General features: G+C 38.5%; 28 protein-coding genes and 1 tRNA gene. 18 read left to right on the top strand and 11 right to left on the bottom strand.

All coding sequences use genetic code 11. The features are described 5' to 3' along the window. Positions 1–33 precede the first annotated feature (33 nt). The 9 genes from C0V70_RS13485 to C0V70_RS13445 all read left to right on the top strand — a co-directional run bounded on the left by C0V70_RS13485 (position 34) and on the right by C0V70_RS13445 (position 9,476). Entirely contained in the window at positions 34–234 is a 201-nt protein-coding gene (locus tag C0V70_RS13485) for a hypothetical protein (protein ID WP_102244385.1), read from the top strand. A gap of 8 nt (positions 235–242) precedes the next feature. Continuing rightward, entirely contained in the window at positions 243–1,007 is a 765-nt protein-coding gene (locus tag C0V70_RS13480; protein WP_102244384.1) for a hypothetical protein, read from the top strand. 134 nt (positions 1,008–1,141) lie between these two features. After that, the gene (locus tag C0V70_RS13475) at positions 1,142–1,918 is read left to right on the top strand and encodes a hypothetical protein (RefSeq protein WP_102244383.1); all 777 of its coding nucleotides are present in this window, start codon (positions 1,142–1,144) and stop codon (positions 1,916–1,918) included. Positions 1,919–1,922: 4 nt separating this feature from the next. Continuing rightward, complete coding sequence (locus C0V70_RS13470) at positions 1,923–3,368, top strand: Eco57I restriction-modification methylase domain-containing protein (protein ID WP_102244382.1); 1,446 nt, start codon at positions 1,923–1,925, stop codon at positions 3,366–3,368. Positions 3,369–3,371: 3 nt separating this feature from the next. Beyond that, complete coding sequence (locus tag C0V70_RS13465; protein WP_102244381.1) at positions 3,372–5,822, top strand: DEAD/DEAH box helicase family protein; 2,451 nt, start codon at positions 3,372–3,374, stop codon at positions 5,820–5,822. A gap of 4 nt (positions 5,823–5,826) precedes the next feature. Beyond that, a complete protein-coding gene (locus tag C0V70_RS13460) occupies positions 5,827–6,198 on the top strand; it encodes a hypothetical protein (protein ID WP_102244380.1) in 372 nt (123 codons plus the stop codon). A gap of 6 nt (positions 6,199–6,204) precedes the next feature. After that, positions 6,205–7,308, top strand: coding sequence for a PDDEXK family nuclease (locus C0V70_RS13455; RefSeq protein WP_102244379.1), 1,104 nt, complete (start codon positions 6,205–6,207; stop codon positions 7,306–7,308). Between the two features lie 9 nt (positions 7,309–7,317). Beyond that, the gene (locus tag C0V70_RS13450) at positions 7,318–8,403 is read left to right on the top strand and encodes an AlbA family DNA-binding domain-containing protein (protein WP_102244378.1); all 1,086 of its coding nucleotides are present in this window, start codon (positions 7,318–7,320) and stop codon (positions 8,401–8,403) included. A gap of 20 nt (positions 8,404–8,423) precedes the next feature. Then, complete coding sequence (locus tag C0V70_RS13445; protein WP_102244377.1) at positions 8,424–9,476, top strand: toll/interleukin-1 receptor domain-containing protein; 1,053 nt, start codon at positions 8,424–8,426, stop codon at positions 9,474–9,476. A gap of 36 nt (positions 9,477–9,512) precedes the next feature. Here the strand turns inward: C0V70_RS13445 and C0V70_RS13440 are convergent, their stop codons facing one another. The 7 genes from C0V70_RS13440 to C0V70_RS13410 all read right to left on the bottom strand — a co-directional run bounded on the left by C0V70_RS13440 (position 9,513) and on the right by C0V70_RS13410 (position 14,161). Next, positions 9,513–10,388: a DUF4231 domain-containing protein gene (locus C0V70_RS13440; protein WP_102244376.1), complete on the bottom strand. Its 876-nt coding sequence runs from the start codon at positions 10,386–10,388 to the stop codon at positions 9,513–9,515. Positions 10,389–10,392: 4 nt separating this feature from the next. Continuing rightward, on the bottom strand, positions 10,393–10,785 hold the full coding sequence (locus C0V70_RS13435; protein ID WP_102244375.1) for a TIR domain-containing protein: 393 nt from the start codon (positions 10,783–10,785) through the stop codon (positions 10,393–10,395). Positions 10,786–10,872: 87 nt separating this feature from the next. Beyond that, positions 10,873–11,511: a helix-turn-helix domain-containing protein gene (locus C0V70_RS13430; RefSeq protein ID WP_102244374.1), complete on the bottom strand. Its 639-nt coding sequence runs from the start codon at positions 11,509–11,511 to the stop codon at positions 10,873–10,875. A gap of 333 nt (positions 11,512–11,844) precedes the next feature. After that, positions 11,845–11,919 (bottom strand) — tRNA-Gly (locus tag C0V70_RS13425). Positions 11,920–11,964: 45 nt separating this feature from the next. After that, entirely contained in the window at positions 11,965–12,984 is a 1,020-nt protein-coding gene (locus C0V70_RS13420; protein ID WP_102244373.1) for a KamA family radical SAM protein, read from the bottom strand. Further along, positions 12,981–13,259 (bottom strand): hypothetical protein, encoded by a 279-nt coding sequence (locus C0V70_RS13415; RefSeq protein WP_133566606.1) that lies wholly within the window; start codon positions 13,257–13,259, stop codon positions 12,981–12,983. The genes C0V70_RS13420 and C0V70_RS13415 overlap by 4 nt, the downstream gene beginning before the upstream one ends. Then, positions 13,259–14,161, bottom strand: coding sequence for a 3'-5' exonuclease (locus C0V70_RS13410; RefSeq protein WP_102244371.1), 903 nt, complete (start codon positions 14,159–14,161; stop codon positions 13,259–13,261). Before C0V70_RS13410 ends, C0V70_RS13415 begins: the two co-directional genes overlap by 1 nt. An 89-nt stretch (positions 14,162–14,250) precedes the next feature. Between C0V70_RS13410 and lpdA the strand changes: the two genes are divergently transcribed. The 7 genes from lpdA to C0V70_RS13375 are packed head-to-tail and all read left to right on the top strand — an operon-like array spanning position 14,251 to position 20,861. Next, positions 14,251–15,636, top strand: coding sequence for a dihydrolipoyl dehydrogenase (lpdA, locus tag C0V70_RS13405; protein ID WP_102244370.1), 1,386 nt, complete (start codon positions 14,251–14,253; stop codon positions 15,634–15,636). Positions 15,637–15,668: 32 nt separating this feature from the next. Continuing rightward, entirely contained in the window at positions 15,669–17,315 is a 1,647-nt protein-coding gene (gene sucB / locus C0V70_RS13400) for a 2-oxoglutarate dehydrogenase, E2 component, dihydrolipoamide succinyltransferase (protein ID WP_102244369.1), read from the top strand. Further along, entirely contained in the window at positions 17,315–17,611 is a 297-nt protein-coding gene (locus C0V70_RS13395) for a hypothetical protein (RefSeq protein ID WP_102244368.1), read from the top strand. The genes sucB and C0V70_RS13395 overlap by 1 nt, the downstream gene beginning before the upstream one ends. Positions 17,612–17,619: 8 nt before the next feature. Continuing rightward, positions 17,620–18,036: a hypothetical protein gene (locus C0V70_RS13390; protein ID WP_102244367.1), complete on the top strand. Its 417-nt coding sequence runs from the start codon at positions 17,620–17,622 to the stop codon at positions 18,034–18,036. Positions 18,037–18,060: 24 nt separating this feature from the next. Beyond that, positions 18,061–18,891, top strand: a complete 831-nt coding sequence (locus C0V70_RS13385) for a glycosyltransferase family 2 protein (protein WP_102244366.1) — start codon at positions 18,061–18,063, stop codon at positions 18,889–18,891. Between the two features lie 2 nt (positions 18,892–18,893). Beyond that, a complete protein-coding gene (locus C0V70_RS13380) occupies positions 18,894–19,778 on the top strand; it encodes a glycosyltransferase family protein (protein WP_102244365.1) in 885 nt (294 codons plus the stop codon). Then, on the top strand, positions 19,779–20,861 hold the full coding sequence (locus C0V70_RS13375) for a glycosyltransferase family 4 protein (protein WP_102244364.1): 1,083 nt from the start codon (positions 19,779–19,781) through the stop codon (positions 20,859–20,861). It abuts the gene before it with no gap. Between the two features lies 1 nt (position 20,862). Here C0V70_RS13375 and C0V70_RS13370 read toward each other — a convergent pair whose 3' ends face one another. From C0V70_RS13370 to C0V70_RS13355, 4 genes are all read right to left on the bottom strand, one after another. Then, on the bottom strand, positions 20,863–21,156 hold the full coding sequence (locus C0V70_RS13370; RefSeq protein ID WP_102244363.1) for a hypothetical protein: 294 nt from the start codon (positions 21,154–21,156) through the stop codon (positions 20,863–20,865). 88 nt (positions 21,157–21,244) lie between these two features. Further along, positions 21,245–22,090: an endonuclease I family protein gene (locus C0V70_RS13365; RefSeq protein WP_208107731.1), complete on the bottom strand. Its 846-nt coding sequence runs from the start codon at positions 22,088–22,090 to the stop codon at positions 21,245–21,247. A gap of 177 nt (positions 22,091–22,267) precedes the next feature. After that, positions 22,268–22,996, bottom strand: coding sequence for an endonuclease I family protein (locus C0V70_RS13360; RefSeq protein ID WP_208107732.1), 729 nt, complete (start codon positions 22,994–22,996; stop codon positions 22,268–22,270). 124 nt (positions 22,997–23,120) lie between these two features. Then, a complete protein-coding gene (locus tag C0V70_RS13355) occupies positions 23,121–24,425 on the bottom strand; it encodes a replication-associated recombination protein A (RefSeq protein ID WP_208107733.1) in 1,305 nt (434 codons plus the stop codon). 109 nt (positions 24,426–24,534) lie between these two features. Between C0V70_RS13355 and rpsU the strand changes: the two genes are divergently transcribed. Continuing rightward, on the top strand, positions 24,535–24,765 hold the full coding sequence (gene rpsU / locus C0V70_RS13350) for a 30S ribosomal protein S21 (protein ID WP_407079773.1): 231 nt from the start codon (positions 24,535–24,537) through the stop codon (positions 24,763–24,765). 138 nt (positions 24,766–24,903) lie between these two features. After that, on the top strand, positions 24,904–25,176 hold the full coding sequence (locus C0V70_RS13345) for a 4a-hydroxytetrahydrobiopterin dehydratase (RefSeq protein WP_102244361.1): 273 nt from the start codon (positions 24,904–24,906) through the stop codon (positions 25,174–25,176). Positions 25,177–25,218: the final 42 nt, after the last annotated feature.

Genomic DNA, 25,218 nt, shown 5'->3' with positions numbered 1-25,218 from the left:
CTAGAATAGCCCTAGTAAGTTCAAGGAGTATATATGGAAAACAAGAATATTAGTGATGTTGACGCCTTCATTGAAGAAGCAGAGAAGGGAAGAAATATACCTTTATCGAAAGAAGACATTAAGCGAATTAATGATCTTTCTAGAGAAATTGAGAGTGTTGAATCTGAATCAGAAGACGATGTTATTTCAATTGTAGCAAAAGAAAAGAATGATTCGGAATCAGCAAGATTTTAAGGAATGAAATGGGACGAGTTGTACGTTTTTCGGAATTTGACGAATACTTATTTAATTTAAAGCAAAATGGAACGAAAGTTGAAGGGACGATTTTAGACGCCAATGTCATTATCACTCTAAGCTATTCCCCAAAAAAGTTTCACACAAGAACATATGAATTTATAAAAAATAAAATTCAAAAAAATGAAATTGCCCTTTATTCAACAGTAAACACAACACAAGAATATTTGGAATTTTATAGAAGACTGCTGTTAACTGAAGGCCTTAGAACTGCAATTCACCCAAGCTCTGAATTAGATCTTCCCAATAAGAAGAAGCAAGCTATTCGTGCTCAATCAAGCATTTTACATAATCGTGAATTGCACCAAGGTGCTGAACCAATTTTTAACGACCGAGAAATAAAAAAGATAAGAGAAATCTTTTTAAATTCAGGAAATGCCGGAATGGAACTCTGGAAGGCATTATGTAGCGTTTATCTTAGAAAACCCTTGGAAGTAGAATATAAGGCTTTAGAGAAGCTTAAAATCACTTATCTCAGTATGTATAACGATGGTCAAAAAGCTATTTTCGATAAAAAGATTACTTGGGAAAATGCCATAGAGATATGCTCGGATATTGGAGCAGGATTTTCAGATTCTATGATTTTAAATGCTCTACAGTGTACTACACTCCCATTTGCGATTAGTTTAGATAGCGATTTGGCATATTCTGTAATGGCTAATTCAGCTTTAAAAGATGTTCTTATGCCAGATGAATTAATTCAGCGGCTATAATCTTTTTCACAATCTTGAACAATGAACTCAGCCTTTAATTTTATGAAATTCTTTAAGGCAACTTATACCTCTCCAAAATAAAATTAACACGATGCACAGTTGTCGCCGATAATTATTTATATTGGAGATAATATATGAGTAATTTAATTGATATTTCAAGTCTATCTCACCGAAGCCGTGATCGAGTTAGAGATTTAGGTGAAGTATTCACCCCGGAATCTTACGTTGAGGAAATGCTAGACATTCTAGCTAAGGATAAAAAAAATTTTTGGTCTAATGAAGATGTTGTTTTCTTTGAACCTTGTTGCGGTCATGGAAATATCGTTCTTCCAATTTATCGAAGAAGATTAGAAGCAATTTATAAGAAAGCAGTCATTCAAGGCTTTGGCAAAACAAAAGAAGCTCCTCTGTATGCAGTTGCAAATGCTCTTAACACACTTTGGGCGATTGACATTGATCCAAAAAACATCGAAAGCACTCGCACCCGTATTCTTCAAGAGACTGTGAAATTCTTAAAAGAGAAATTGAATATTTCAACAACTCATTCACTAATCGCAAAAAATCAAGAATTTTTCACTCATGTGATTTCTGCGGTCAAGTGGCACATTGATGAAAATGAAACGCTCTCAGCTTTAAGCTCCGAAAAGACTGCAAAACAAAATGCTTCTTTGACTAAATCGGGAGCGAAGTGGTTTGCACAAAATGGGCACAATGAATTGGATTTTGACCTTACATGGGTAAATTTTTTTGAATCATGTGAAGAATCTAAAACAATTCCACTTGAATATGAGCGCTCATCTAAATTTATGGATGCGGTAATTTCAGGACGCTTAAAAGGATTTGATGAATTTAATTTTGCAAAAGTTATTTTTGTAACAAGCAAAAATGAACTTAGAACTATAGGAGCATAAATCAATGAGTGCATTGGCATTAAAACCCACTGCTCATGTTGTTGATGTTCTTGGCAATGTTATTGGCCGAGATCAGCCAATCTTGAAAATGGATAAAGCTTTGGAAATGGTTTCTCTACTAGGAGAAGATGTTTTTATAGATGAAAACGTGGTCTTTTTCGATCCTTTTTGTAAAGCAGGTGAGTTGCTGTTAGCTTGTGCTTTTTTGAGCTGTAAAGCAAAAGCAAAAGCTAAGTTGTTGGACTTAGAAGTGGTGAAAAAAGAAATTTATGAATCCAACCGTTATTTTGGTATGGCTCCAGATGAGCGCCATCACCGATTAAGTCTGAGAACATTTCTAGGTAACTCTGAAAGTCACAATGAAAAATACAATCACATAATTCGAGATGGTCATTATGTATCTGAGGAAGATGGTTGTTTAGATCAAGATAAATTTGAAAGGGAGTTCGAGAATATGATTGATTACATTAAGTCTAAATCAGGAAATAAAAAAATTGTTGCCATAGGAAATCCACCATATCAAGAATCAGATGGCGGTCATGGTGCTAGTGCTAGTTTAATTTATCCTTATTTTGTAGAGCATTTAATTAATTGTGGTGAGATAAAAGAGTTAATGCTTGTAATCCCTTCAAGATGGTTTGCTGGTGGTAAGAATCTCGATGGGTTTAGAGATAGAATGATTAATTCAAATAAGTTAAAAACGCTTAGATATTTTGAAAAATCTGAAGAAGTATTTCCAACAGTCCAAATTAAAGGTGGCGTTTGTTTTTTCGGTTGGGATTCAACTTATGAAGGGAAAGTGAAATTCGATGATGGAAAAACAATTAATGAATTAAAGCTATCAGATTATGACATTATTCCTGATGATCCTGGTTCATTAAAAATTATTCAAAAATTGGTCTCCTCGTGGAGTGGAAAATGGGTTTCTGACTTTGCTTGGTCAGGTAAACCATTTGGATTGAGAACTTTTTATTTCAATAGAAATGAATCTGTTGATCCTAAAAGCAAAGATGCAATACCGGTGTACACTAATCTAAGAAAAATTAAATACGCACCTCTTTCGGCAATTGTAAAAAATGCAGACAAAATTTCAAAATGGAAGGTAGCTGTTCCGAATGCGTATGGACGAGGAATGGCACGGTGTACTTTAAGACCTGAACACTATTTTATTATTGGAAAAGGAGAAGCAACAACTGAGACATATAATGTTGTTGGATGCTTTGAAACAAAAAAAGAGGCAGAATCATTTTTAACCTATCTCAAGACTGATTTTGCTCGCTATCTCTTAGGTGTAAGGAAATTAACACAACATATACCCAAAGATCGTTGGGCTTGGGTTCCATACTTAGATTTCTCCAAAGAGTGGAATGATAAAATGATTGCAGATTTTTTCAAGCTAACGAAAGCTGAACAAGATCATATTAAGAAAAAAGTTCAGGAGTGGTCTTAATTCATGGAACGCTTAGAACTTTACGCATATTCAACAGAGACTTACTTGGAAGATGGTCTTATTAAAGTAGGCCACTGTGTTGTCGGACGTCATGAAGAGCGAATCAGAGAGCAGTTTGGTACAAGTAATCCTGAACAGCCCAAGTGGATCTTCCTTGGTGAGCTTCCTGAAGGTTGTAGAGATTCTGATGTTCATAATATTCTCCTAAAACATGGCTGTAAAAAACCAAAAAACAGTCCGGGTAAAGAGTGGTTTATAGTTCCAAATACTAAGAAGCCGTTTGAAGCTGTAGAGATAGCTTATAATGAGCTGAAGTATGGTTCTCCACGACCTAAGAAATATACACTTAGGAAAGAGCAGAAAGGTGCCATTGATAAGGCTAGCAAGTGGTTCAAAAAAGAATACGCTCCTGAAGTTATTGGTGCAGCTACACATTCGAATCGTTTTTTAATAAATGCAAAAATGCGTTTTGGTAAATGCTTCACAAGTATTCATCTTGCAAAAGCTGTTAATTCTCGGAATACACTAATTGTTACTTATAAACCTGATGTCATTACAGAATGGATCGAGACTGTAAATGAGCAAGTTGATTTTGATGGATGGACAGGAATAAGGGCAAAGTATAAAAAGGAAAATCCACACGATCCCTATTTAACAGATGATGGAGATTTTCCCAAAGCAAATGGCCCAATAGTTCTGTGTGTATCTCTTCAAGACCTCTGGATTGACGAGGACAGGAATACAAAAGTACGACTTCACAAAATTCCAGAAATTGAATGGGACTTAGTCATATTTGATGAAGTTCACTATGGAAGCAGAACAGAGCGTGCTCAAGGGATTTTAGATAAACTTAAATTCCAACATCGCCTTGACCTCTCTGGAACACCTTTCCGACTTATCGAACAGGACGACTTTTCTTCTCAGCAAGTGTATACCTATAGTTATCTTGATGAAATGGAAAACAAAAAAGAAGAACGAGAATCTGATCCAGAAGAGATTAGAGAAAAAATTTATCGTTTGATGCCTGATCTTAATATTTCTGCTATTGAAATTACAGATGATGACATTAAGGAACAAAGAGATACATTCGAGACAGATGACATTGATTTTTCGCTGAATCGTCTATTTGAAACGAACGAAGAAGGAAATTTCATCTATAAAGATGCGGTAGATCACTTCATTGATGGACTGACTCGTTCCGATCATCAAGCACGTTCAATTAGTGTCTATGGTAAATTAGCAGGTCAATTGGGTTGTCCAGCAAAACGTCACACAGTTTGGTGGTTAAGCAGAGTCGATTCAATTTCGGCACTTATTGAAAAACTAGAAAATCATCCATATTTTTCAAACTTCATTCTTATCAATGCTTCGGGGAATGATGGCAAGAAGGAAGAAAATGATAAGATATATGCTTCTGAAAAGTCCAAGGTTCAAAATGCTATTCAGGAAGCGAATGAGACCAATAAATTAGGAACGATCACCTTCACCTGTGGACGTTTTCTAACTGGTGTTACAATAAGAGAATGGGATAGTATCCTCATTCTTAATGATACTCAATCTTCTGAATCATATTACCAAGCTATTTTCAGAGTACAGTCTGCTTGGGTTACAGAAGATCAGAAGGTTTTGAAACCTAAAGCTTGGGTATTTGATTTTGCCATAACTCGTTGTCTTCAAGTGACTTATGATTGTGCAAGTAATATCGCAGACCAAATTTCACAGCAGGAAAGTTTTGAAGGGAATGTAGACGTAAATAAAGACAACCTTGAAATCGTTACTGAAGGCCTTTGTGATACTCTAGAGATCAAGCGCTTCTATGAGGGAAGTCTAATTAGTACTGCTACAACAGCAAAAGATATTTTTGAAGTCCTTAACCACGAGGGGTCAAGAATCGCCCTAGCACGAAGAATTACTTCAAATGTGCTTGTGAATTTTGGAAAATTAAAACTTCTTGAAGAGCATCCTTATATCCTAGAAATTTTAGAAAAAGTTAAAGGATACAGAAATGGGGATTTTTCAGCTTCCGTTGATGATTTTATACAGATTGGTCGTGATGCAAGCGATTTAGAAAATGTTAAATCTGATCCAAACCTAACTCAGGATGAGAAAGAAAAAATCATTGAAGATTTTGAAAAAAAAGATGAAGACAAAGAAAGGCAGACTCGTAAAAAGTGGTATGCAACTCAAATTAAGCGACTTGCAATTTGTATGGCAGATTTTATCTATATGACCTATCAGCGTGAATATAATATTGATGATGTAATTCAAACAAAGTCACCACAATTTTTTGAAGTCATGACAGGAATAAGTAAAGATGATTTTGTTCTCCTTTGTGATAAAGGTTTTATGAACCGCTTTGCTCTGAATCGAATAGTCAGAGAATTTAGAGATCAAGAAAATACCTCTGTTAATCCTGAGGAATATATCTTGGAAAATCTAAAGAAGGTTGCATAGTCTAATGTCTGCTGAATATTTATTTATATTCTTAATTTTTAATTTTATAGCTTTGCTAGTTGTCGCTTTTTTCTTGAATAAAAAACTTAATACAGTAATACAACAGAAAGAAGATCTTAAGGTAGTTGTTTTTGATGAAATTAAAATTGATGAAGGGCTTTTGAAAAAATCTATAAAGGTTAGAGTTAAACAACAATTTTACTATAAGGGAATTCCGATAGGAGATGCAACGGTCGTTTCTGAAAATTCTTTCGAAACAATAGATAAAGAACAAGTTGAGATGTTGCTAAAAGAATATGCCAAGCCTTTAATCGAGATAGGTATAGCGATTGTTCAATTAAAATCAGGTAGCATTTTGAGCAAGCTCAAAAAATGAGAGTTTATGTATAAGATACATATTAAAACAAAAGAGCTTGAGCAGGTTGAAGAATCTTCTTTGGATCAGTTAAAACTTGAAGAAAGATCAGATTTACAACAATGGATTAAAAAGAATCCCTCTATATTATCTAAGCATTATGACTCAGATTTTCTCGTAATTAGCGAGGAGTTGGACAAGTTTGAAATAAATGATCGTCTTGATCTGCTGGCCGTCGATAAAACTGGCGCCCTAGTTATTGTTGAGCTAAAGAGAAATCATTCTGGATCAACGATAGATATTCAGGGGCTAAAATATGCCTCATATTGTTCTACCTTGACCCCAATGGATGTCGTAGATATCTATAGTGAGTTTATAAAGAAAAATAAATTGAATGTTGATGCAAGAGAATCAATATTAGAGTTTCTATCAGAAGAAATAGATGATGATTCTGCACTGTCGTTGCTTAACAGCTCACAGAAAATAATTCTGGTTTCTCAGAGTTTTGATAAAAGAGTAAAGAGTGTAGCGGCGTATCTAGCTAGTCAAGAGCTAGATATTTCATGTGTTGAATTTAAAATTTTAAAAGATTTAAGCACGGAGTCGCTTTTTATAGATACTCAGAAAATTATTCCACCTGAAAATATAGAATCTTATCTTGTTAAAGGATCATTGCCTGATTCTAAACTGGGCAAAAATAAGACAAAACTCGTTCCACAGCAAAAAGAAATTCTTGATTTTTATTCAAGCTATACTCAAATTCTTGATGATGAGTATGAGTTACACGGTCGAAGAGTGCCTCATGTTAAATACTGTACTTTTGCAGCAGGTTCGCAAACTCTAGAGTTCTCTTTTGATATTATGAAAAAGACAAAAAACTATAAACTCTGTCTAATTTCTAAAAATCCAGAACATCATTTAGTGGATATTTTTTTTAGAGAAAAAAGTAATTTAAGTCTATTAAAGGATTATGAGTATTGTGTTTCACGTGTTGATGAAAGTAAATCAAATTGGGAAAGAGTATATATAACATTAACACCCAAAGAGTATTTGAGAGATAGTGAATTTTGCGCAGAAGTTACAAGTAAATTTATTAATTCTTTAAAGTCACTCTTGTTGAAGCTTGATTGAGAGAATGTGATGTTAAAACTTAACCAAGTCGAGACAGTAAACTTTGAAGAGTTATTGCGCTATCAAGAATGTGAGTTTATAGACTTTAAGCAGCAATATCCAAGCGTAAATTCAGACTTAATTCACGATTTGCTATGCCTGTCTAATGCCCTTACATTATCAGATAGAGTTTTGATTTTTGGAGTTGCAGATGACGGCACTCTTCATGGAGTGGGAGCTGACCAGTATCGACGAACTCAGCCAGACTTGATAACGATTTTACGATCATGTCGTTTGAATAAATTACCAAATTTTTTTCTAAAAACAGTAGTTCACGATGGAAAAGAGTTTGATGTTTGGGTTATTAAAAATAGTCCTGATAAGCCATATTTTTTAACAGAAGATTATACTTCTAATGGACGCCCTCTAAGGGCCGGAGTTGTATATTCGAGAGTTATTGATACAAATATCCCAGTAAATAGTACCTCAACAGATAATATGATCGAGCGTATGTATTTTGAAAGATTGGGGCTAGATTTGTCTCCAATGGAGAGAGTTAAAAAATATCTCACAGAAACCTCTAAGTGGAAATATGGTTACAATGAAGAAGGGAATTTATATTTCTATCATGAACTTTTTCCTGAGTTTACAGTGCATGAAAGCGCTCGTGAAAACAGAGAAAAATATTGCGAAGTTTGGAGTATAGATTTTCCAGATCAAAACGCTTCTGCTTCAGATTTTTTTGTTAAATTTAATTCAACTATTTTAACGAAAGTTATTCTGATTTGGTTGGATGGTGGTAGATATAAGAGAATTCAGCCTAAAATATATAGATTTAATTATCAAGGTGTTGGTCATTTTTCTTATTACTACATTTCAGGTTCGGTTGAGGCTTTAGTCAATCAAATGATCTTAGATGTTTACGGAGAAAACGAAAATCGTGATACCTCAAATTTGTTTCCTGTTTTTGAAAATGTTTCTGATGCCGAAAAAATGTTAGAGCGTGATTTTTTATCAAAAAAAAATTCTCACATATTTTATTTTTATAATGACTCTCAAGCCGATTATTTTCGGGTTGAAAATGGAAAAGCCTACAAGGTTTTTTGGAAAAGATAATGAAAAACTAAGGACAAGAAATGGCACAAATTTTTATAAGTCATGCCCACAAGGACAAAAAATTAGTGGATGCACTGGCCGATCTTCTAAGATTAACGCTGGAGATAAAGGCTAATGATATATTTTGTACATCGCTTGAAGGTATGGGGGTTCCCTCGGGGGAAAATTTCATAAGTTTTATAAAAGAAAAGATTCAAGATCCAAAGATTGTAATAATAATACTTTCTTCAAATTACTACGAGAGCCATTTTTGTCTTTGTGAATTAGGAGCTTCGTGGGCATTGTCACATAAGAAACTAGTATTAACCATCCCACCACTTGCTAAAAATGATTTAGGAGGAGTGCTTTCTGGTGTTCAAGTTGACAAGATAGATGATTTAGATGGTTTCATAGATGAGATTAAAGAAGCATTAGGTATTAAGGATTTTAAAACACCTGTTTGGAATTCCAAAAAGGATCAGTTTTTAAAAAAGTTGCCTTCTATTTTAAAGTCACTTCCACAACCGGAACGAGTTTCCTTAGAAAAATATGAAAAATTACAAGGTGAAAATAAAGAATATAAGCTTACTTACAAAAAGCAGGAATCTGAAATTGAAGAATTAAAAAATCAAATTAAAAAGCTAAAAAAATGTAAAAATGCAGAGGATGTAAAAAAGGTTGAAAAGGAGCATCTTCCAGCATGGGATAATTTTAAAGAAATATGCGGTAGAGCAAGAGAAAGTTTAGATAAGCTTCCAAGAGCTGTTGGGTATTTTATTGCAGAAAAATATCTCAGTGATGGCAAAGTTAAGCTAAATGGATTTAACGATCCTGATTTACTTAACGAGTCAGTAGATGCAGAGAAGAGTGGATTTCTAGAGAGTGACGAAGGATGGTTTTGGTTGATTGAGAAAGATAGAAAAGTTAAAAATGTAATATCAGTTATTGATGAGTTGGCAGATTTTATCAGTGAGAATGATGGTACAGATTTTGCTGAAATATTTTACGAGGAAAATGATTACGAATGTTCTCTCGGTAATAAGCAGTTTTGGAAGAAGTTTTTGCTACCGAAAAATTACTTTTTACGTTCTTAATATTTCCGTTTAATATGTATATATTTCTTAAATCGGTTAATTTCTTCTTGCAGACCACATGGTATGCTCTCTAGAGATCGCACTTTCGGACTCGTTCACGAAGTTAGACAGATCTTTGTCGCTAGTTATTGAAGTTGATTCTGCCAAAGCTAAACCAAGCTCGTTTGCTGTTAAAGAATATGCTTGTGACAACTCTTGAAATTTCCTAATTTGCATCCAAGAAAATAAAGCGACAGTTATAGAGGATAAAACCCCGATAGGGTTTATAGAATTAGGTGATGTCACTAGGTAAATGGAAAATCCTAGTCCGATAAATTGAGTTATTAATGTTGAAATAAAAAAATAATTCCCTTGGGTTTTGTTATATTTTGCCTTTGTAACGTACCACTTTCTTTGTGCTAATAATCTCTCTTCATTATAAAATTCTAATCGCTCTTTAGTCGGCAATGATCGAATTTCTTTCATTTTGTGAGTGATCATATCGTTGTCATTAATTTCGAAATTAAATGCCAGATCATTTTTTTTTGAAGTAATTTCTTTAAGTAATTCTATTAATTTTGAAGTCGACTTTTCATCAGTAGTTGTGTCGAAAGGTTTAGCTTTGGTAATATATTTCCAAGTTAAGGATTTTACCGACTCTGCTACCGCTCGTCCTCCATACCATGTTTTTTCAAATCGATTTAATCTAAGCATGATAGAAAGTATAAACGCTATGCTAAACAAAAGAGCCGAAATTCCATTTATATTTCTTTTTACTTCAAGATCTTGGTAATTAAAAACTGTCAGCAGTGCGGCCACAATCATTAAAGCTAGATCAATTTTGATTAGCCACAAATAAAAGTTTTGAGCTTGGATTGAGGCTTTATCAGCTGATAAATAAATAGATGGGTAATCATTTTCCTTGAATTTCATAAATTTAAGAGTTTATTAATTTTGCTAAATGTTCATGATCCCAACTGTGAAATGTTAAATTTAGTTCCTTAATTTTTCTTGGTAATACTGCTCTTGAAACATCTTTTAACGCCATTGCAATTATTTTATTTCCTTTTTCTAGACTTTTCTCTAGTTCCCAATTTACCCATTCGCTAGTGTGAGTATCTTCGCTTATTAGGCACACTGTTACTGAAGCTCTAGTTATTTTTTCAGTTAATTTTGATTTAATATAGTTTGCGTTTGTGCTGTCATACGGATCTCTAACTGATTCATCATAGAACTCAATTTCAAAATTTGGATTCGCAGCTAATAGTCTTAAGCCGTCAACTCTTTTTCTGTCTTCTGCTTTGAAACTTAGAAAAACTCTTCTCGCCATATAGTGTCCTTATAAATTAAATTTAATTAAGATATTTTTTATACTGATTCGGTCTATGGAGTCAATGATGCTGTGCGCGACAGTTCTTCACTTTGTCATACTCTGAAGCATCGGCATAATAATTCTTAACTTATTCTCATCCATTCTCTCAATGATTTTTTGGCATTCCTCGACCATCTCATGTCGAAGAGGAGACACTTTTAAAAGCTGGTTAAAATATTCCATCGAAAAACCATAAGTGAGAACGATATGGAGTATCTTTTTATCAGTCAGAGCTACACGGCCGTTTTCGATAAAGCCAATGGTATTGATTCCAAGTCCACAAAGTTTTGAAGCTTCATATTGATTAATATTTTTAAGAAGTCTTAGCTCTTTTAAAACTTTGCACTCTCTAGTAATTCTTCTGTGACAAAATCTTCTGTCTGGTCTGTTTTTAGTTCCACTTTTTCTTCTGATGGAATTCGCATCTGTTGAGGCTTGTATTTTTCCTGACCTTAGGTCTTCGATTTCTGAATCGCTGTAGCCGTATTTTTCTTGGAACTCTTTAAATTTCTCAACGCTGATTGCTCCACGGCCATTTTCTAGGCGTTCAATATTTTTGTAAGAGAAATCAAAAAGGAGTCCAGCTTGCTGTCTTGTTAGTTTCTTAAGCAGTCTCATTTTCTTTAAGAGGACTGCGAAATCTGATAGGTATTCTTCTTTTATATTTTCTGTAGTTGTTTCCATAAATTCTCCATTTGAAAATGCCACGACCTTGGCAAGGTGGTGCTTGTCGTTGTGGCAAAAAAATTGATTGTTAATAGCGAAGTTGAAGCAAGCCTATGCTTGCTAAAAAAATTGAGGGATTTTAGAAGTTTGCAAGTTTTGGTGCTACAAAACGCAAGCACGTGCTTGCAGATGCTACTTCAAAAAGTTTCTGGTAAGGATTTGGTAAGGACACTTTGAAAGATGACGAAATATGGGGAAATAAACAAATGTGAATTGATTTCTGTCCTCGTGAATTTAAGTTGTTAAGATTTTTAATGTTTTGAGATTTTACCGAATTTTCTGAAAATCAAATGGAGCGGATTACAAGGGTTGAACTTGCGACCTTCTCGATGGCAACGAGACGCTCTACCACTGAGCTAAATCCGCATTTGTATGGTGTGCTCGAAAATATAATGATCGTGTTAAAATCTGTCAAATAATTTTAACTTTTTCTCCATTTTTAGTGATTAAGTTTCCACTAAATTCAAAGCTTTCAGGGTTAAAGGCCGGGGTTTTCCCGTGGCCTCCCGGAATATCGATAATGTATTGCGGCAGTGCCCAACCAGGTAGCCTATTGTGAAGAGGAGCAAAGATTTTGCGGCCTTCTTCTAAAGGCACGTAAAAATTCATCGCCCCACGGGCCTCATCAGAATGGTGAAGGTAGTAAGGCTTCACTTTGATATCAGCTAAAGCGGTAAATAAATCGTATAGCGCTTCTGTTGAATCATTCACACCTTTAAGCAGCACACTCTGAGAAAACACTTCAATATTATTTTCATTTAAAAGAAGAATCGCTTCTCTCACATCATCAGTTAATTCACTCACATGATTGACGTGGATCATAACCATTGAGCGCTTAAATAAGTGAGCAGAGCTTTGAAGAATGGCAATTAATCCTTCTTCGATTCTCGAAGGTAGAATCACGGGAGTTCTGGTGTGAAAGCGGAGGTATTTTACTGTTTCGATTTCAGAGAATTCCTGGATGTAGGTGGCCAGCTTTTCATTGCTTAAAATAAAGGGATCACCACCAGTAAAAATCACTTCATTCACTTCAGAGTTTGCTTTTAAATAAGAAAGCGCTTCCTGAAATTTTTGATCGAATATTTCATCTTTGGCCGACAATTCGTTTTTTCTAAAGCAATAACGGCATAAAACCGGGCACACCGTTGTCGGTGTAAAAAGGACACGGTTTTCATAGCGGTGAATGAGTTGATTATTTTTTGCGTGAACCTTGTCTCCAATAGGATCAAGGCGTCCGTCGTCTTTATTTTCATCAATGTGGGGAAGAAATTCATTCCAAAGAGGAGAGCCTGGGCCTGCCTCTAAAATTTTAGCGGCAAAAACACGCGGGATAAAAACCGGATAATTCACCTGAGGAAAGTCACACCCGAAAAAATCTTTCAGGTCCTGATTGTTTTTCAGCGCTTCTTTAAACTCATGAGTCCAGCTCATTCGCTCTTTCCTGCATCCGTTTCTGTTTTATTTTCTGCTAAGTCTTTTTTGATTTCTTTGATGTAGTGGTGACGTGCCCACCAGGCAGTTCCTCTGATTAAACAAGCGCCCATGATCGACATGCCGATAAAGTGATAGAACACTTCCGTCATTGTTAGGCGTCCTGAATTTGTCAGAGTGTAGTACATCCATTTAAGAAGAATTAGGTGCAGAACCAAGATAATCAGCTGCTGCAAGCGGTACCACATATTTTCTTTTGTAATAAAATCTTTCATTATTTCTTGAGCCATTTGGCGATGTCTTCAGCACCTGGAGAGCGAAGATCTGTTAGTTTTTTTAGCTTAAAGGACTTCTGCATATCACTCCATAGGCAGCGTGCATACAGAATATTTCCTTCCGGCGAGTTTAGTAAACTAGTTAACTTTACCGGACGCCATTCGTTCTTATGATTTCCACCGCTGTAGAGAATTTCCACGACGGCCGCTTCTTTCACCAGTTTTTCTAAGATTTTAAATTTCTCCGGCAGCTCTTCGATGTCCAGCTTCTCAAATTCACTCAAAGTGAAGAGATGGCCGTGGCGTTTGAGCATTGGAGAGAGGGGCGTTCTTACACGATCAAGCGAGTGTAGGAAAACTTTTAAGGCCGCAAAAGCATCATCGGTTGCGCGGTGATGGTTTAAAAGCGGAATATCTAATTCTTTAACTAAAGTCGCAAGCTTGTGGTTAGGCAGTTCCATGTGCGTATGGCGCGCTAATTTACAAGAGCAGTAAACATCATTGCTTGAGAGTTCTAAGTTGGATTTCTGCATGCCCATCACCACAAAACCCATATCGAATTTGGCGTTGTGGGCGACTACCGGAAGGTCTGCCATAAAGTGTTTTAGTTCATGTAAAACAGCTTGCAGAATGGGCGAGTCTTTCACCATTTCGTCAGTGATATTGTGAATCGCAGTGGTGTGCGGGGGAATGGGAATTTGTGGGTTAATCAGCGTCTGAAAAACCGTCGTTTCTTCGGGGGTTATTTTCATGGCCGCAATTTCAATAATGCGATCAACAAGAGGGGAAAGCCCCGTTGTTTCAAGGTCGATAGCAATGATTCCCTGAGGGAAAAATTCCAGCACGCGTGCCTTCTCGGCCGCGGTTAAATTGAGATCGTTTGCGCTTTGCGTTTTTATCACTTAAATGACGGCCCTTTCATTGACAATAGATGCCATTGTCTTTACAAATTTAGGCGTACTTTAAACTAAAAAATTTAAGGATTCAATGAATGAAAAACTTTGATGTTGTTGTACTTGGGTCAGGCCCAGGTGGTTATGTAGCTGCAATTAGAGCAAGCCAGTTAGGAAAGAAAGTCGCAATCGTAGAAATGGATAAATTAGGGGGCGTGTGTCTTAACCGTGGGTGTATCCCAACTAAGGCCGTTTTAAAGTCTGCCCACTCAGTTCATGAAATCGCCGATATGAAGTCTTTGGGGATCAATGTCGAACTAAAGGGTCTTGATGGAGCAGTCGCAGTAAAGCGCGCTTCGGGAATTGCTGATCAGATGTCAAAAGGGATCGCCTTTTTGATGAAGAAAAATAAAATCGAAGTCATCACTGGTTTCGGTAAAATCAAAACTAAAAATTCACTTGAAGTAAAAACAGCGACAGCTGTTGAAACAATCAACTTCACTAACCTAATCGTGGCAACTGGTGCTCACTACAGATCATTCCCTGGTCTTGAGCACGATGGAAAGCGCCTGATTGGAGCATGGGAAGCGGTAAAAATGGAAACTCTTCCAAAGTCTATCGGGATCATTGGTGCCGGAGCTATCGGTGTTGAGTTTGCTTACTTCTGGAATGCGTTTGGTGTAGACGTTCATATTTTCGAACTTCAAAAACACTTACTTCCAATCGAAGATGATGATTCATCAGTTGAAGTAGAAAGAGCTTACAAAAAATACGGAATTAAACTTTCTCTTGGAATCGAAGGCGTGCGTGCTGTGAATAACGGTAAAGACGTTTCAATCTTTGAAAAAGTAAACGGAAAAGAAGTTGAGCACAAATTCGAAATGGGTCTAATTGCTGTTGGTATGACTGGAAACATCGACAACATCGGATTAGAAGCTGTTGGTATCAAAACTGACCGCGGATTCATTTCAGTAAACGATATGTACCAGACAAACGTTCCAAACATCTACGCTATCGGTGACGTTTCTGGACCTCCTCTTCTTGCGCACGCAGCTTCTCACGAAGGTGTAACGGCAGCTGAGCACTTAGCAGGCGCGCACCCACACGCTATCGACAAAATGAACATCGCTGGATGTACATACTGTCAGCCACAAGTAGCTTCTGTTGGATATACAGAAAGAGAACTTAAGGCAAAAGGAATCGAGTATAACGTAGGAAAGCTTCCATTTACAGCTAACGGTAAGGCCGTAGCTTCAAATGAAAATACAGGATTTGTAAAAACGCTTATGGGAAAACACGGCGAAATGCTGGGAGCCCACATCGTTGGAACAAACGCGACTGAACTTATTCATGAGTATGTTCTTTTCAAAACTATGGAAGGAATTGATGAAGAGATCTTCGCGACAATTCACCCGCACCCGACACTTGGTGAGTGGTTAGGTGAAGCGGTACTGGCCTCGAAGAAAAGAGCACTCAACTTTTAATAGAATTTTTTTAGGATACTTAGGAGAATCATATGAGACACGAAATCGTAATGCCGCAAATGGGAGAGTCAATCACTACTGGTACCATCACTAAGTGGCACAAAAATGTCGGCGATAAAATCGCTGTAGACGAAACACTACTTGAAATCTCTACGGATAAAGTAGAGTCAGAAATTCCTTCTCCATACGAAGGAGTCATTGTTGAACTTCTTTATAAAGAAGGCGACACAGTTGACGTTCAAAAGCTCATCGCTGTTGTCGATGATGCTCCAGGCGCAACAGCTTCAGCTCCGAAAGCGGCAGCAGCTTCTGCGCCTGCAGCGGCCCCAGCTCCAGCACCGGCGGCCAAAGCTGCTGCACCAGCAACAACTGGTGGCGCGAGATACGAAATTGTAATGCCTCAAATGGGAGAGTCAATTACAACAGGTACAATCACAAAGTGGCACAAAAAGGTAGGGGATAAGATTGCTGTTGATGAAACTCTTCTTGAAATCTCTACAGATAAAGTTGAATCAGAAATCCCTTCTCCATACGAAGGAACAATTCTTGAGCTTCTTTACAAAGAAGGTGACACTGTTGACGTTCAAAAACTAATCGCGGTTGTTGGCGAGGCGGGAGCGAGCGCTCCAGCTCCAAAGGCAGCGGCACCAGCGGCAGCTCCTGTTGCTTCAACTCAAGCAACAGTTAGCACTCCAGCTCCAAAGGCTGCAGCTGTAGCAGAAGAGGCGACAGAAGGAAGATTCTACACTCCACTTGTTAAAGCAATGGCAAAGGAAGCGGGAATTCCTCTTTCTGAACTTGCTCATATCAAAGGAACAGGAGCAGCGGGAAGAGTTTCTAAGGCTGACTTCGAAGCCTACGTAGCAGGTGGGAGAAAATCTGCAGGCGCAGCAGCTCCAAAAGCGGCAGCAGCATCAGTTCCAGCAGCAGCTAAAGCTCCAACTGCACCAGCTCCAGGGCCAGTGTTTAGACCAGGTGAGAGAGTTGAAATTGTTCCTATGGACAACATGAGAAAAGCGATCGCTCGCAATATGCAAGCATCAAAGCTTACTTCTCCACACGTAAACTCAATCGACGAAGTCGATATGACAAACCTTGTGAAGTTCAGAGAGAGCTTCAAAAAGCAGTTTGAAAAAGAAGAAGGCTTCGGTCTTACTTACACTCACTTCATCCTATACGCTATCGTTCAAGCTCTTAAAGAGTTCCCGATCGTTAACGCTTCTACAGATGGTGAGAACATCATTTACAAAAAAGACATCAACCTTGGTTGTGCAGTTGCAGTTCCTGGTAACGGACTTGTTGTTCCAGTTATCAAAGGAGCAGACAACTTAAACATTAGAGGACTTGCTCGCGCCCTTAACGTTCTTGTTGAGAAAGCTCGTGCTAAGAAATTAACTCTGGATGATATGTCTGGTGGAACTTATACTTTCACAAACAACGGGTCATTCGGGATTCTGGCAGCGACTCCAGTTATTCTTCAGCCACAACTTGCGATCTTCTGTGTTGGTACAATCCAGAAGCGTCCAGTTGTCACTAAAGACGATGCAATCGCTATTCGTCAGATGATGTACGCAACTCACACTTACGACCATAGACTAATTGATGGTGAGGTTGGATCGAAGTTCCTTCGCCACGTTATCAACACTCTTCAGACTATGGACCCTGCGGGACTATTCTAATGAAAAACTTATCAGCTTTAGCATTATTACTTTTAGCTGTTTCTTGTTCATCGGCTCCGGACGTTCGTCCGGGGGCCGATGGCATTCACTCTATCAGTCTTCTTGGTGAAGATGTAAAAGACACGGAAGGAGCCGCTCACAAGCAGGCCCGTGCTTATTGCACAAAACTAGGTAAGACTATAGAATACCTAAGTGACGATACTGTTAAGGCCACGCCGACAGAAGTTAGCATGGAAAAGAGCTTATTCAAGGATAATGAATCAGTTGCTACTGATATTAAATTTAAATGCAATTAGGAGTTAACATGAAGTTAATGAAATGCGCGCTACTTATCTCACTTCTAGGTCTTGTTTCTTGTGCTTCTCACGAGCACGTTCGCCCGGGTGCTGATGGTATTCACAGAGTCCTTATCAGAGGAACTGAGAAAACTGTAGTAGAAGAACAAGCAATGGCAGAAGCAAAAAGCTATTGTGGTGAAAAAGACCAGTCTCCGGCCTTCACATCTGAAGACACCAAGTACACTGGTTCAATGGACGAAAGCACTCATAAAACAATCCAGAAAGTCTCAAAAGCAGCTGCTGTTGGCGGTGGCATGATGGGAGTTATGGGTGGAAAAAAAGAACAAAGCGTAGGTAAGGGAGTTTTTGGAGCAGGAGCTGTTGGTTCTGTGTTTCAAGACGAAGAAGCTTACACTGCCGATATGAAATTTAAATGCATCTAATCTAAAAGAAGGCGGGATTATTTAATGACTAACGATTTATCTATTCCCGCATCTGTTCTCATCATCGCTCAAAATGCCGAAAAACACTTAAGACGCTGTCTTGATTCACTCAAAGCTTTTAAAGAAGTCGTAATCATTGATGGTGGGAGTAAGGATAAAACGGAAGAGATCGCTAAAACTTACCCCAATGTAAAATTCGTTAAAAACCCATGGCCGGGATTTATCCCGCAAAGAAACGTTTCAATTGATAACGCTTCTTATGAGTGGTGTTTTATGATCGACTCTGATGAAGCTGCGACTCCTGAGCTCGTTGAAGAAATAAGAAAAGTTGTGGAGAAAAACGACCGCACGATCGCCATGTGGCGAGTGGTGAGAACGGAGTACTTTGAAGGCGCGGCTATCGAATACGGACATGGCAGAAGCGACTATCAAGAAAGACTCTTTTTAAGAGACAGAACAAGATACACTGGTGGAAACCACCACCTGCACCTTATTGATGGAATTGACTTAGGAAAACAACCACACCTGATGGCCGATTTTCCTCGCCACGTAAGAGTGCTTCACGATCCGGATTATGACCTGGATGCGATGATTACGAAGATGCCCCGCTTTTCAATGCTCATTGGCTCTGAAAAGTTTAATAAGGGCAGACGCGTTTCTGCTCCGGAAGTTATTTTCTCCTTTGTCTGGACGGCCATTCGTATGAGTTGGCGTTCACGAAAAATGGGCAAGAGAGGAATTGTTCTCGCTTTCATGAAAGCATACAGCGACTCTCTGGCAAAACTTTATATTTATGATCTTCAAAATTTCCGCAATATCAAACAAAGTGAAGCGGATAAAAAGTACGTAGGATAACATTGAAAAAAATTTCTGGTTTTACATTTATTAAAAACGGTCTGACTTTAGGATACCCCATCCTGGAGAGTGTCCTTTCGATTGAGCCTATCTGTGATGAAGTTGTCATCAACGTAGGTTTTGATGACCAGGAATGCACAAAAGATGACGGGACATACGCTTATTTAACGTCAAACCTTAAAGGTGAGAAATACAAGTTTATTAAAAGCTGGTGGGACCCTGCGATTCAAAAAAGCGGGTTGATTCTTTCTCAGCAAACGAATATCGCACTTGAGCAGTGTACAGGGAAATACTGTCAGTACATTCAGGGCGATGAGTGCATTCATGAAGATGATCTGCCGGCGATTTTAGCAGGTGTTGAAGAGATGGAAAAAAATGATCAGATCGATGGTCTGGTTTTTAACTACATGCACTTCTATGGAAATGTGGACATCTATAAATACACAAGAACAATGTACAGAAGAGAAGTCCGCCTGGTGAGAAATCACAAAGGGATTAAATCGTGGCTGGATGCTCAGGGCTTTAGAAAGGCCGATGATACTAAACTTAAAGCGCGCTTGATTAAAGCGAGAATTTTCCACTACGGTTGGGCAAGACCAGAAAAAGTCATGGCCAAAAAAGTGGTGGCCTTCGACCGCCTTTATCATGGCAACGCTAAAGATAATCAAAAAGAATTCGCCTACACCCGCGTGTGGGGTCTAAAGAAATTTAAAGGCACCCACCCTAGGGTGGCCAAGCCGTGGTTAGATGCTAACCGCAATGAGCTGGATTTTGATAAACTTCCATTTCAATTTTCTTCGCGTATCTTAGACGTTATTGTGAGCGATTTAATTGAAAGTGCTACCGGTTACCGTATCGGTGAGTACAAAAACTACAAGCTGATTTAAATGAAAGTTATTCTCTTTAACGGATACGATGTTTGGGGCGGCGGTGAGAAGTGGAACTTCGAAGTCGCCCAGAAACTTTTATCTGCCGGGCACGAAGTGGTCTTTATTGGACCTGCTAATGGAGAGCTTTTTAAGCGTTTTAATAAGCTTAAAACAACTCAGCCTAATCTCGACACGCTTGAGTTCCCAATCACCGATAAAACCTACCTGAACATTGTTAAACAGATGGTCTTCTGGCAGCTTTTAAATCAAATCAATGCTGATGCCTTCGTCTTTAACTCTTACCGCGACGTAAGAGCTGTAGGATGGGCCGTGGGGCGCTCGCATATTAAAAAGCGCATCCTGCGAGTCGGGACACCTCATGCTCCAAAAAATAAGTGGAGCTATCGCCTGACTTTTAAAAATGGGATCAATACTTTTGTTGGCATTTCTGAAGATTGTATTGAAGCATTCAGAAAAACAGTTCCTGAATTTCTTGAAGGAAAGACGATCGCTAAGATCACCAATGGAATTAAACTCGATGAGTTTGTGCCGGTAAAAAAAGAAATCGGTGAAACCTTTATCTTTGGAAACTGCTGCCGCTTAACGGAGCAAAAAGGGCTTTCGCTCTTTTTACAGGCGATGAAAAAACTGGTGGATCAAGGTCATAACGTGAAGGCGATAATCGCTGGAGACGGGGAAGACAAAGAGAAGCTCTATAATGAAAGAAAAGACCTTGGGCTGGATTCAGTAGTTGAATTCACCGGACATATCGAAAAAACGGCAGAGTTTTATCCACAGATTGATGCCTTACTTTTCACTTCTTATTTTGAAGGGACAGCAAGAACCATTTTAGAGTCGTACGCTTGCGCCAGACCTGTTATTGCTTTTAAGGCCAGCAGTATGGCCGAAATGGTAAATGATGGAGTTGACGGTTATTTTGCTGAAGCTTTTAGCGCAGATGACCTCGCTAAAAAAGCGGCACTGATGATCGCTGATAAAAAGAAAGTCCTAGAAATGGGGCAGGCGGGAAGAGCAAAGGTCGAACGCGAGTTTTCAAGCGATGCGACCTATGCTGAATGGGTCAAATTAATTACCAAATAAATTATTCGCACTTAACGTGAGCTGTGATCTTCGTCAGTTTTGAATACGGATCATTGTCTATAGTCACAATCCCTGTTTCATCTGAAACCAGGACCACTCTTCCGTAATGATTTTTGTAAGTCAGGACATTTTCAAACCAAGAAAGGTTGTATGAGCACACTTGTGTCTCTTCACTCTTGTTTGTAATTGTTAATGTCACTGTATTGTCTTCATCGCGTGTAACGTTGAAATCAGGTGTATAAGCAAAAACTGAGAATGAAGATAAGATTGATAGGGCAAGAATCGTTTTTTTCATCATTAACTCCTTTTAAGATGCGAGGTAATGAAAGTGTACTGGCCCAAAAACAAAAAGGCACCGCTTTCGCAGTGCCTTTTAGATTTTTTTAGAATTTGTTAATGTAGTTAGCAAGGTTTGGGAAATCGATGAATGGGTTTCTGTTTCCTTGAGCTTCTTGGATTTGGTTGTTTCTTTCCATTTCTGCGTCATCAACTGGATCGATTTCGTTCCACTTTCTTAGAACTCTTTCTTCTGCAGCTGGAACTTTGATTTTGTATCTAACTGAGAAGTAGAAGATAGCGCGAGCTACGTTTCCTTTGTGTTCAGTTGGTGGCTCGAAAAGATCATCGCTTCCACCATCGTTAGATGAACCAGATTTTGAAGCTTCACAATCACCAGCAAGAGCACCATTGTCTTGAGAGATGTCAGCGAAGTCGTAGTTTCCTCTAACTGAGTTTGCTTTTGAGTCTGTTGGGAAAAGGTGGTGCAGGTCAGACTTCTGCATATCTTTTGGGAATGACCCTGTGAATTTTGATTGTGGCCAAGTGTGTTCGCAGTTGATTTGGTTGCTGTTTGGAATAGCACCTGGTTTTACACCTGCTCCAGAAGAGAAAGTTTTGTGGCAGTAAACATCTCTGATGAATGTTTTACCATTGCTTTCTTCAAGGTGAAGTTTTCCGAAAAGAACTTTTCTAGCTCCATCGTATCCTAGAACTCTGTGTCCGTAGCAGTTTCCTGCACCTGCTTGGTCGCAACCAAGAGTGTCTCTTCCACCTTTTGTATCTCTTTGGTGGTTAGAGACTAATACATTGTAAATTTCAGTTTTAAGAGCGTCGTCTTTTACTTGTCCTTTTGCGATCACTTGCATGAAAGCTTCTGGATAGTAAGTTGATTCAGCAGCAGATGCTACCGATACAAGAGCAAGGAGAAGTAAGCCAATCGTTGTCTTCAAGATAAATCCCTTTGTTGAAAAGTTAAGAGCAGGTGGAATTTAATAGAAGCCATTAGACTTGGCCAATAGAAAGTATTAGTTTGGACTAATAAAATACTTACAGATTTCTTAAGATTCTTACTTGCCTATGGGAGTCATGAAGACATCATAGGCAAGTTTTATTGAGGTGTTAGCTGATTAAAAGTCTGAAATTTGGTCGATTAGCTCTGGGTGATCGATAAATGGGTTGCGGTTCCCTTGAAGTTTTTCGATCGCGTTGTTACGTGCCATTTCTGCATCATCAACAGGGTCTAACTGGTTCCATCTTCTTAGGAACTCTTCCTGAGCGTCTCCGATAGGCATTTTATAACGGATAGAGAAGTAGAAGATAGCGCGAGCAACGTTTCCTTTATGAGACGTTGGTGGTTCGAAATAAGTGTGGCCACCAGATGTGACAGAAGCTCCTGAACGGCTAGCATCACAGTTAGAAAGGTTTTCGTTTTTCACTACGTCAGCGAATTCGAAGTTTCCTCTTGTTGAGTTAGCTTTTGAGTCCGTTGGGAAAAGGTGGTGAAGGTCTGATTTTTGAAGTTCGTTTGGGAATGCTTTAGTGAATTTAGATTGTGGCCAAGTGTGCTCACAGTTTAGTTGGTTTTGGTCAGGCATGTTTCCTGGACCAACACCCTTTGTGTAATTGATTTCGCAGTATAGGTCTTTTACGAAATATCCCTCAGGTCCTTTTTCAAGGTGAAGTTGTCCGAATAAAGCTTTTTTTGCTGGATTGTAACCAAGTGCTTTGTGGTTTTTCATCGCAATTTTAAAAAGATCTAGCTTAAGGGCGTCATCTTTCGGGTTTGGTGCAAAAGCGAAAGCATTAAAAGATATAAAGCTCGCCAGTAAGAAAATCATTTTTAAATTTTTCTTCATTCGTCATTCCTTTGATTGTGTTGAGGCACACCAAAAGTCTAAGAGAACAATATTAGAATGACTAATATTTTTTATTAGGATTTAGTTAAAAATTGCGGATGTAAGATTTTTTTTTGGAATGAAATTAATTCAGAGAATCCAGTCTCTTTTTGATCCCATCTTCACGTCCCTCTGTTGTTGGTTCGTAAAACTTAGGAGTTCCCATTGGAGAATAGTCCTGTTTTACCCAATGGCCGGGATAAGAGTGTGGATACAAATAAGGTTTTGAATGAGGAGGTGGGAAGTTTCTCAAATGATTTGGAACCTCAATTGTCCCTTGGGATCTCACGTATTCAAGCGCTTGATTTATTGCAAGATAAGCAGCATTACTTTTAAATGTTGAAGCTAGGTAAGTTGTTGCATGTGCCAAGATGATTCTCGCTTCCGGCATTCCAATTTGTGAAACTGCGTGAAGGGCATTGGTCGCTAATGTTAAAGCCGTTGGGTCAGCATTTCCCACATCTTCACTGGCAAAAATAACTAAACGACGGGCGATAAAAACCGGATCTTCTCCACCATCAATCATCACAGCTAACCATAAAATGGCCGCTTGTGGATCACTTCCGCGCATACTCTTAATGAAAGCAGAGATTACATCGTAGTGGCGGTTTCCACCTTTATCAAAAGCGCGGGCGTTGTCGATGATAAGTTGCTTAACTGTTTCTTTCGTCGGGTTTTCTAGTTCAAGTGTGGCCTCAAGTGAATTGAGGGCCACTCGTGCATCTCCTCCTGCGTAGCTTGCGAGAACTTTTACCAGTTCAGGAGAGAGAGTGAGTCCACTTTTTTTAAGTGCATTCGTAAGGATCGTTTCAATCGCTTCAGCACTTAAAATTTTTAATTCAATAATGTGCATGCGAGACAGAAGTGCTTTGTTCACTGAAACGCGAGGGTTTTCAGTCGTAGCTCCAATGAGAGTGAACGATCCGACTTCTATATAAGGAAGAAGGGCGTCTTGTTGGGCCTTATTAAAACGGTGAATCTCATCAATAAAGATAATCGAATAACGTCCGGTGCTTTCTTTGATCTTCTGAGTTTCCGCAATAATCTTCTTGAGATCGGCAACTCCACCCAAAACGGCGTTAAATGTGTAAAATTCCTTTCCAGAAAGCTTTGCCAAGAGACGGGCCAGGGTGGTTTTCCCTGTTCCTGATGGCCCAAAGAGGATCAGGCTGGGGAAATTTTTTTGCCTCAAGTAGGGGTACTTTTGAAAAATTTCCGAATGTCCGATAAACTCAGAGAATTCCTCTGGGCGGATACGGTGGGCCAGGGGAGCATTTTCCCCATCATTATAGTCTGGTTCGTACGCTTTAGACGTGGATTTGCCCGAGGAAGTTGTTTCTTCGTCCTCTGTGAGTTCTGTGTCAAATAGTGAAGTTTGCTTTTTTACCACGGTACGCCTAAAAGTCATTGACTCTAAATCGGCGTTATCTTACAGTGATGGAACTTTTTTATCTACAACTTTTGTAGTCCTAATGCCAAGAAAGAGGAGGTGACTTAAAATGGCTCAAGATCCACAATCAGCAATTACAGTTATGATCGACGAAAGATCTGGTGTAGAGCGTTCTTTGAAGAAATTCAAAAGAATGTGTGAATCATTTGGTGTTGTACGTGAGTACAGAAAACGCCAAGAGTACAAAAAACCTTCTGTTAAGCACAAGGAAAAAACCGAAGCTGCAGACAAGAGAAGAAAGAAAACTGCTATGAAATCAACGAGAGTATCTAAATACTAGTCGTCGTTTCTTAGACAAATTCTAAAAAATTGTACAAAATCAAAAGGCTCCGAACCGGGCCGAAAAAAGCTCCCGAATGGGAGCTTTTTATTTTTTAGCTTCAAGAGTTCGGACGGCCTTTTTTTTTGGGGTGAAGAAATGGAAAAATCACAAGTCACAGAAAATTTAAAAGCACTTAATGGCTGGATGTATGACGAGGCTTCAAAGTCGATTCAAAAAGAGTTCACTTTTAAGAGTTATTTAAAGACCATTTCATTCGTTAACACCATCGCTTGGTTCGCTAACCGCGACAACCATCACCCTGACCTGGAAGTGAGCTTCGGCCGCTGCCTGGTAAAACTCACAACTCACGATGCGGGAGGAGTCTCTGAGAAGGATTTCGCTCTGGCAAAATGCATCGACTCTCTGTAAAAAACACCAAAGCTCTATTAATTTTATTGGGACAGTGATAAA

The organism is Bacteriovorax stolpii, assembly GCF_002872415.1.
GTDB classification, from domain to species: Bacteria; Bdellovibrionota; Bacteriovoracia; order Bacteriovoracales; family Bacteriovoracaceae; genus Bacteriovorax; species Bacteriovorax stolpii.
The sequence above is the reverse complement of the archived record's forward strand: the minus strand, read 5'-3'. Positions and strand labels throughout refer to the sequence as shown.

What these genes read in the sequence shown, in the direction of transcription:
- C0V70_RS13485 (WP_102244385.1), top strand. Translation starts at nt 34, where the DNA reads ATGGAAAACAAGAATATTAGTGATGTTGACGCCTTCATTGAAGAAGCA.
- C0V70_RS13360 (WP_208107732.1), bottom strand. Translation starts at nt 22,996, where the DNA reads ATGAAGAAAAATTTAAAAATGATTTTCTTACTGGCGAGCTTTATATCT.
- rpsU (WP_407079773.1), top strand. Translation starts at nt 24,535, where the DNA reads ATGGCTCAAGATCCACAATCAGCAATTACAGTTATGATCGACGAAAGA.
- C0V70_RS13470 (WP_102244382.1), top strand. Translation starts at nt 1,923, where the DNA reads ATGAGTGCATTGGCATTAAAACCCACTGCTCATGTTGTTGATGTTCTT.
- C0V70_RS13420 (WP_102244373.1), bottom strand. Translation starts at nt 12,984, where the DNA reads ATGAGCTGGACTCATGAGTTTAAAGAAGCGCTGAAAAACAATCAGGAC.
- C0V70_RS13440 (WP_102244376.1), bottom strand. Translation starts at nt 10,388, where the DNA reads ATGAAATTCAAGGAAAATGATTACCCATCTATTTATTTATCAGCTGAT.
- C0V70_RS13430 (WP_102244374.1), bottom strand. Translation starts at nt 11,511, where the DNA reads ATGGAAACAACTACAGAAAATATAAAAGAAGAATACCTATCAGATTTC.
- sucB (WP_102244369.1), top strand. Translation starts at nt 15,669, where the DNA reads ATGAGACACGAAATCGTAATGCCGCAAATGGGAGAGTCAATCACTACT.
- C0V70_RS13375 (WP_102244364.1), top strand. Translation starts at nt 19,779, where the DNA reads ATGAAAGTTATTCTCTTTAACGGATACGATGTTTGGGGCGGCGGTGAG.
- C0V70_RS13445 (WP_102244377.1), top strand. Translation starts at nt 8,424, where the DNA reads ATGGCACAAATTTTTATAAGTCATGCCCACAAGGACAAAAAATTAGTG.
- C0V70_RS13390 (WP_102244367.1), top strand. Translation starts at nt 17,620, where the DNA reads ATGAAGTTAATGAAATGCGCGCTACTTATCTCACTTCTAGGTCTTGTT.
- C0V70_RS13385 (WP_102244366.1), top strand. Translation starts at nt 18,061, where the DNA reads ATGACTAACGATTTATCTATTCCCGCATCTGTTCTCATCATCGCTCAA.
- C0V70_RS13345 (WP_102244361.1), top strand. Translation starts at nt 24,904, where the DNA reads ATGGAAAAATCACAAGTCACAGAAAATTTAAAAGCACTTAATGGCTGG.
- C0V70_RS13465 (WP_102244381.1), top strand. Translation starts at nt 3,372, where the DNA reads ATGGAACGCTTAGAACTTTACGCATATTCAACAGAGACTTACTTGGAA.
- C0V70_RS13455 (WP_102244379.1), top strand. Translation starts at nt 6,205, where the DNA reads ATGTATAAGATACATATTAAAACAAAAGAGCTTGAGCAGGTTGAAGAA.
- C0V70_RS13475 (WP_102244383.1), top strand. Translation starts at nt 1,142, where the DNA reads ATGAGTAATTTAATTGATATTTCAAGTCTATCTCACCGAAGCCGTGAT.
- C0V70_RS13395 (WP_102244368.1), top strand. Translation starts at nt 17,315, where the DNA reads ATGAAAAACTTATCAGCTTTAGCATTATTACTTTTAGCTGTTTCTTGT.
- C0V70_RS13450 (WP_102244378.1), top strand. Translation starts at nt 7,318, where the DNA reads ATGTTAAAACTTAACCAAGTCGAGACAGTAAACTTTGAAGAGTTATTG.
- C0V70_RS13435 (WP_102244375.1), bottom strand. Translation starts at nt 10,785, where the DNA reads ATGGCGAGAAGAGTTTTTCTAAGTTTCAAAGCAGAAGACAGAAAAAGA.
- C0V70_RS13480 (WP_102244384.1), top strand. Translation starts at nt 243, where the DNA reads ATGGGACGAGTTGTACGTTTTTCGGAATTTGACGAATACTTATTTAAT.
- C0V70_RS13460 (WP_102244380.1), top strand. Translation starts at nt 5,827, where the DNA reads ATGTCTGCTGAATATTTATTTATATTCTTAATTTTTAATTTTATAGCT.
- C0V70_RS13370 (WP_102244363.1), bottom strand. Translation starts at nt 21,156, where the DNA reads ATGAAAAAAACGATTCTTGCCCTATCAATCTTATCTTCATTCTCAGTT.
- lpdA (WP_102244370.1), top strand. Translation starts at nt 14,251, where the DNA reads ATGAAAAACTTTGATGTTGTTGTACTTGGGTCAGGCCCAGGTGGTTAT.
- C0V70_RS13415 (WP_133566606.1), bottom strand. Translation starts at nt 13,259, where the DNA reads ATGAAAGATTTTATTACAAAAGAAAATATGTGGTACCGCTTGCAGCAG.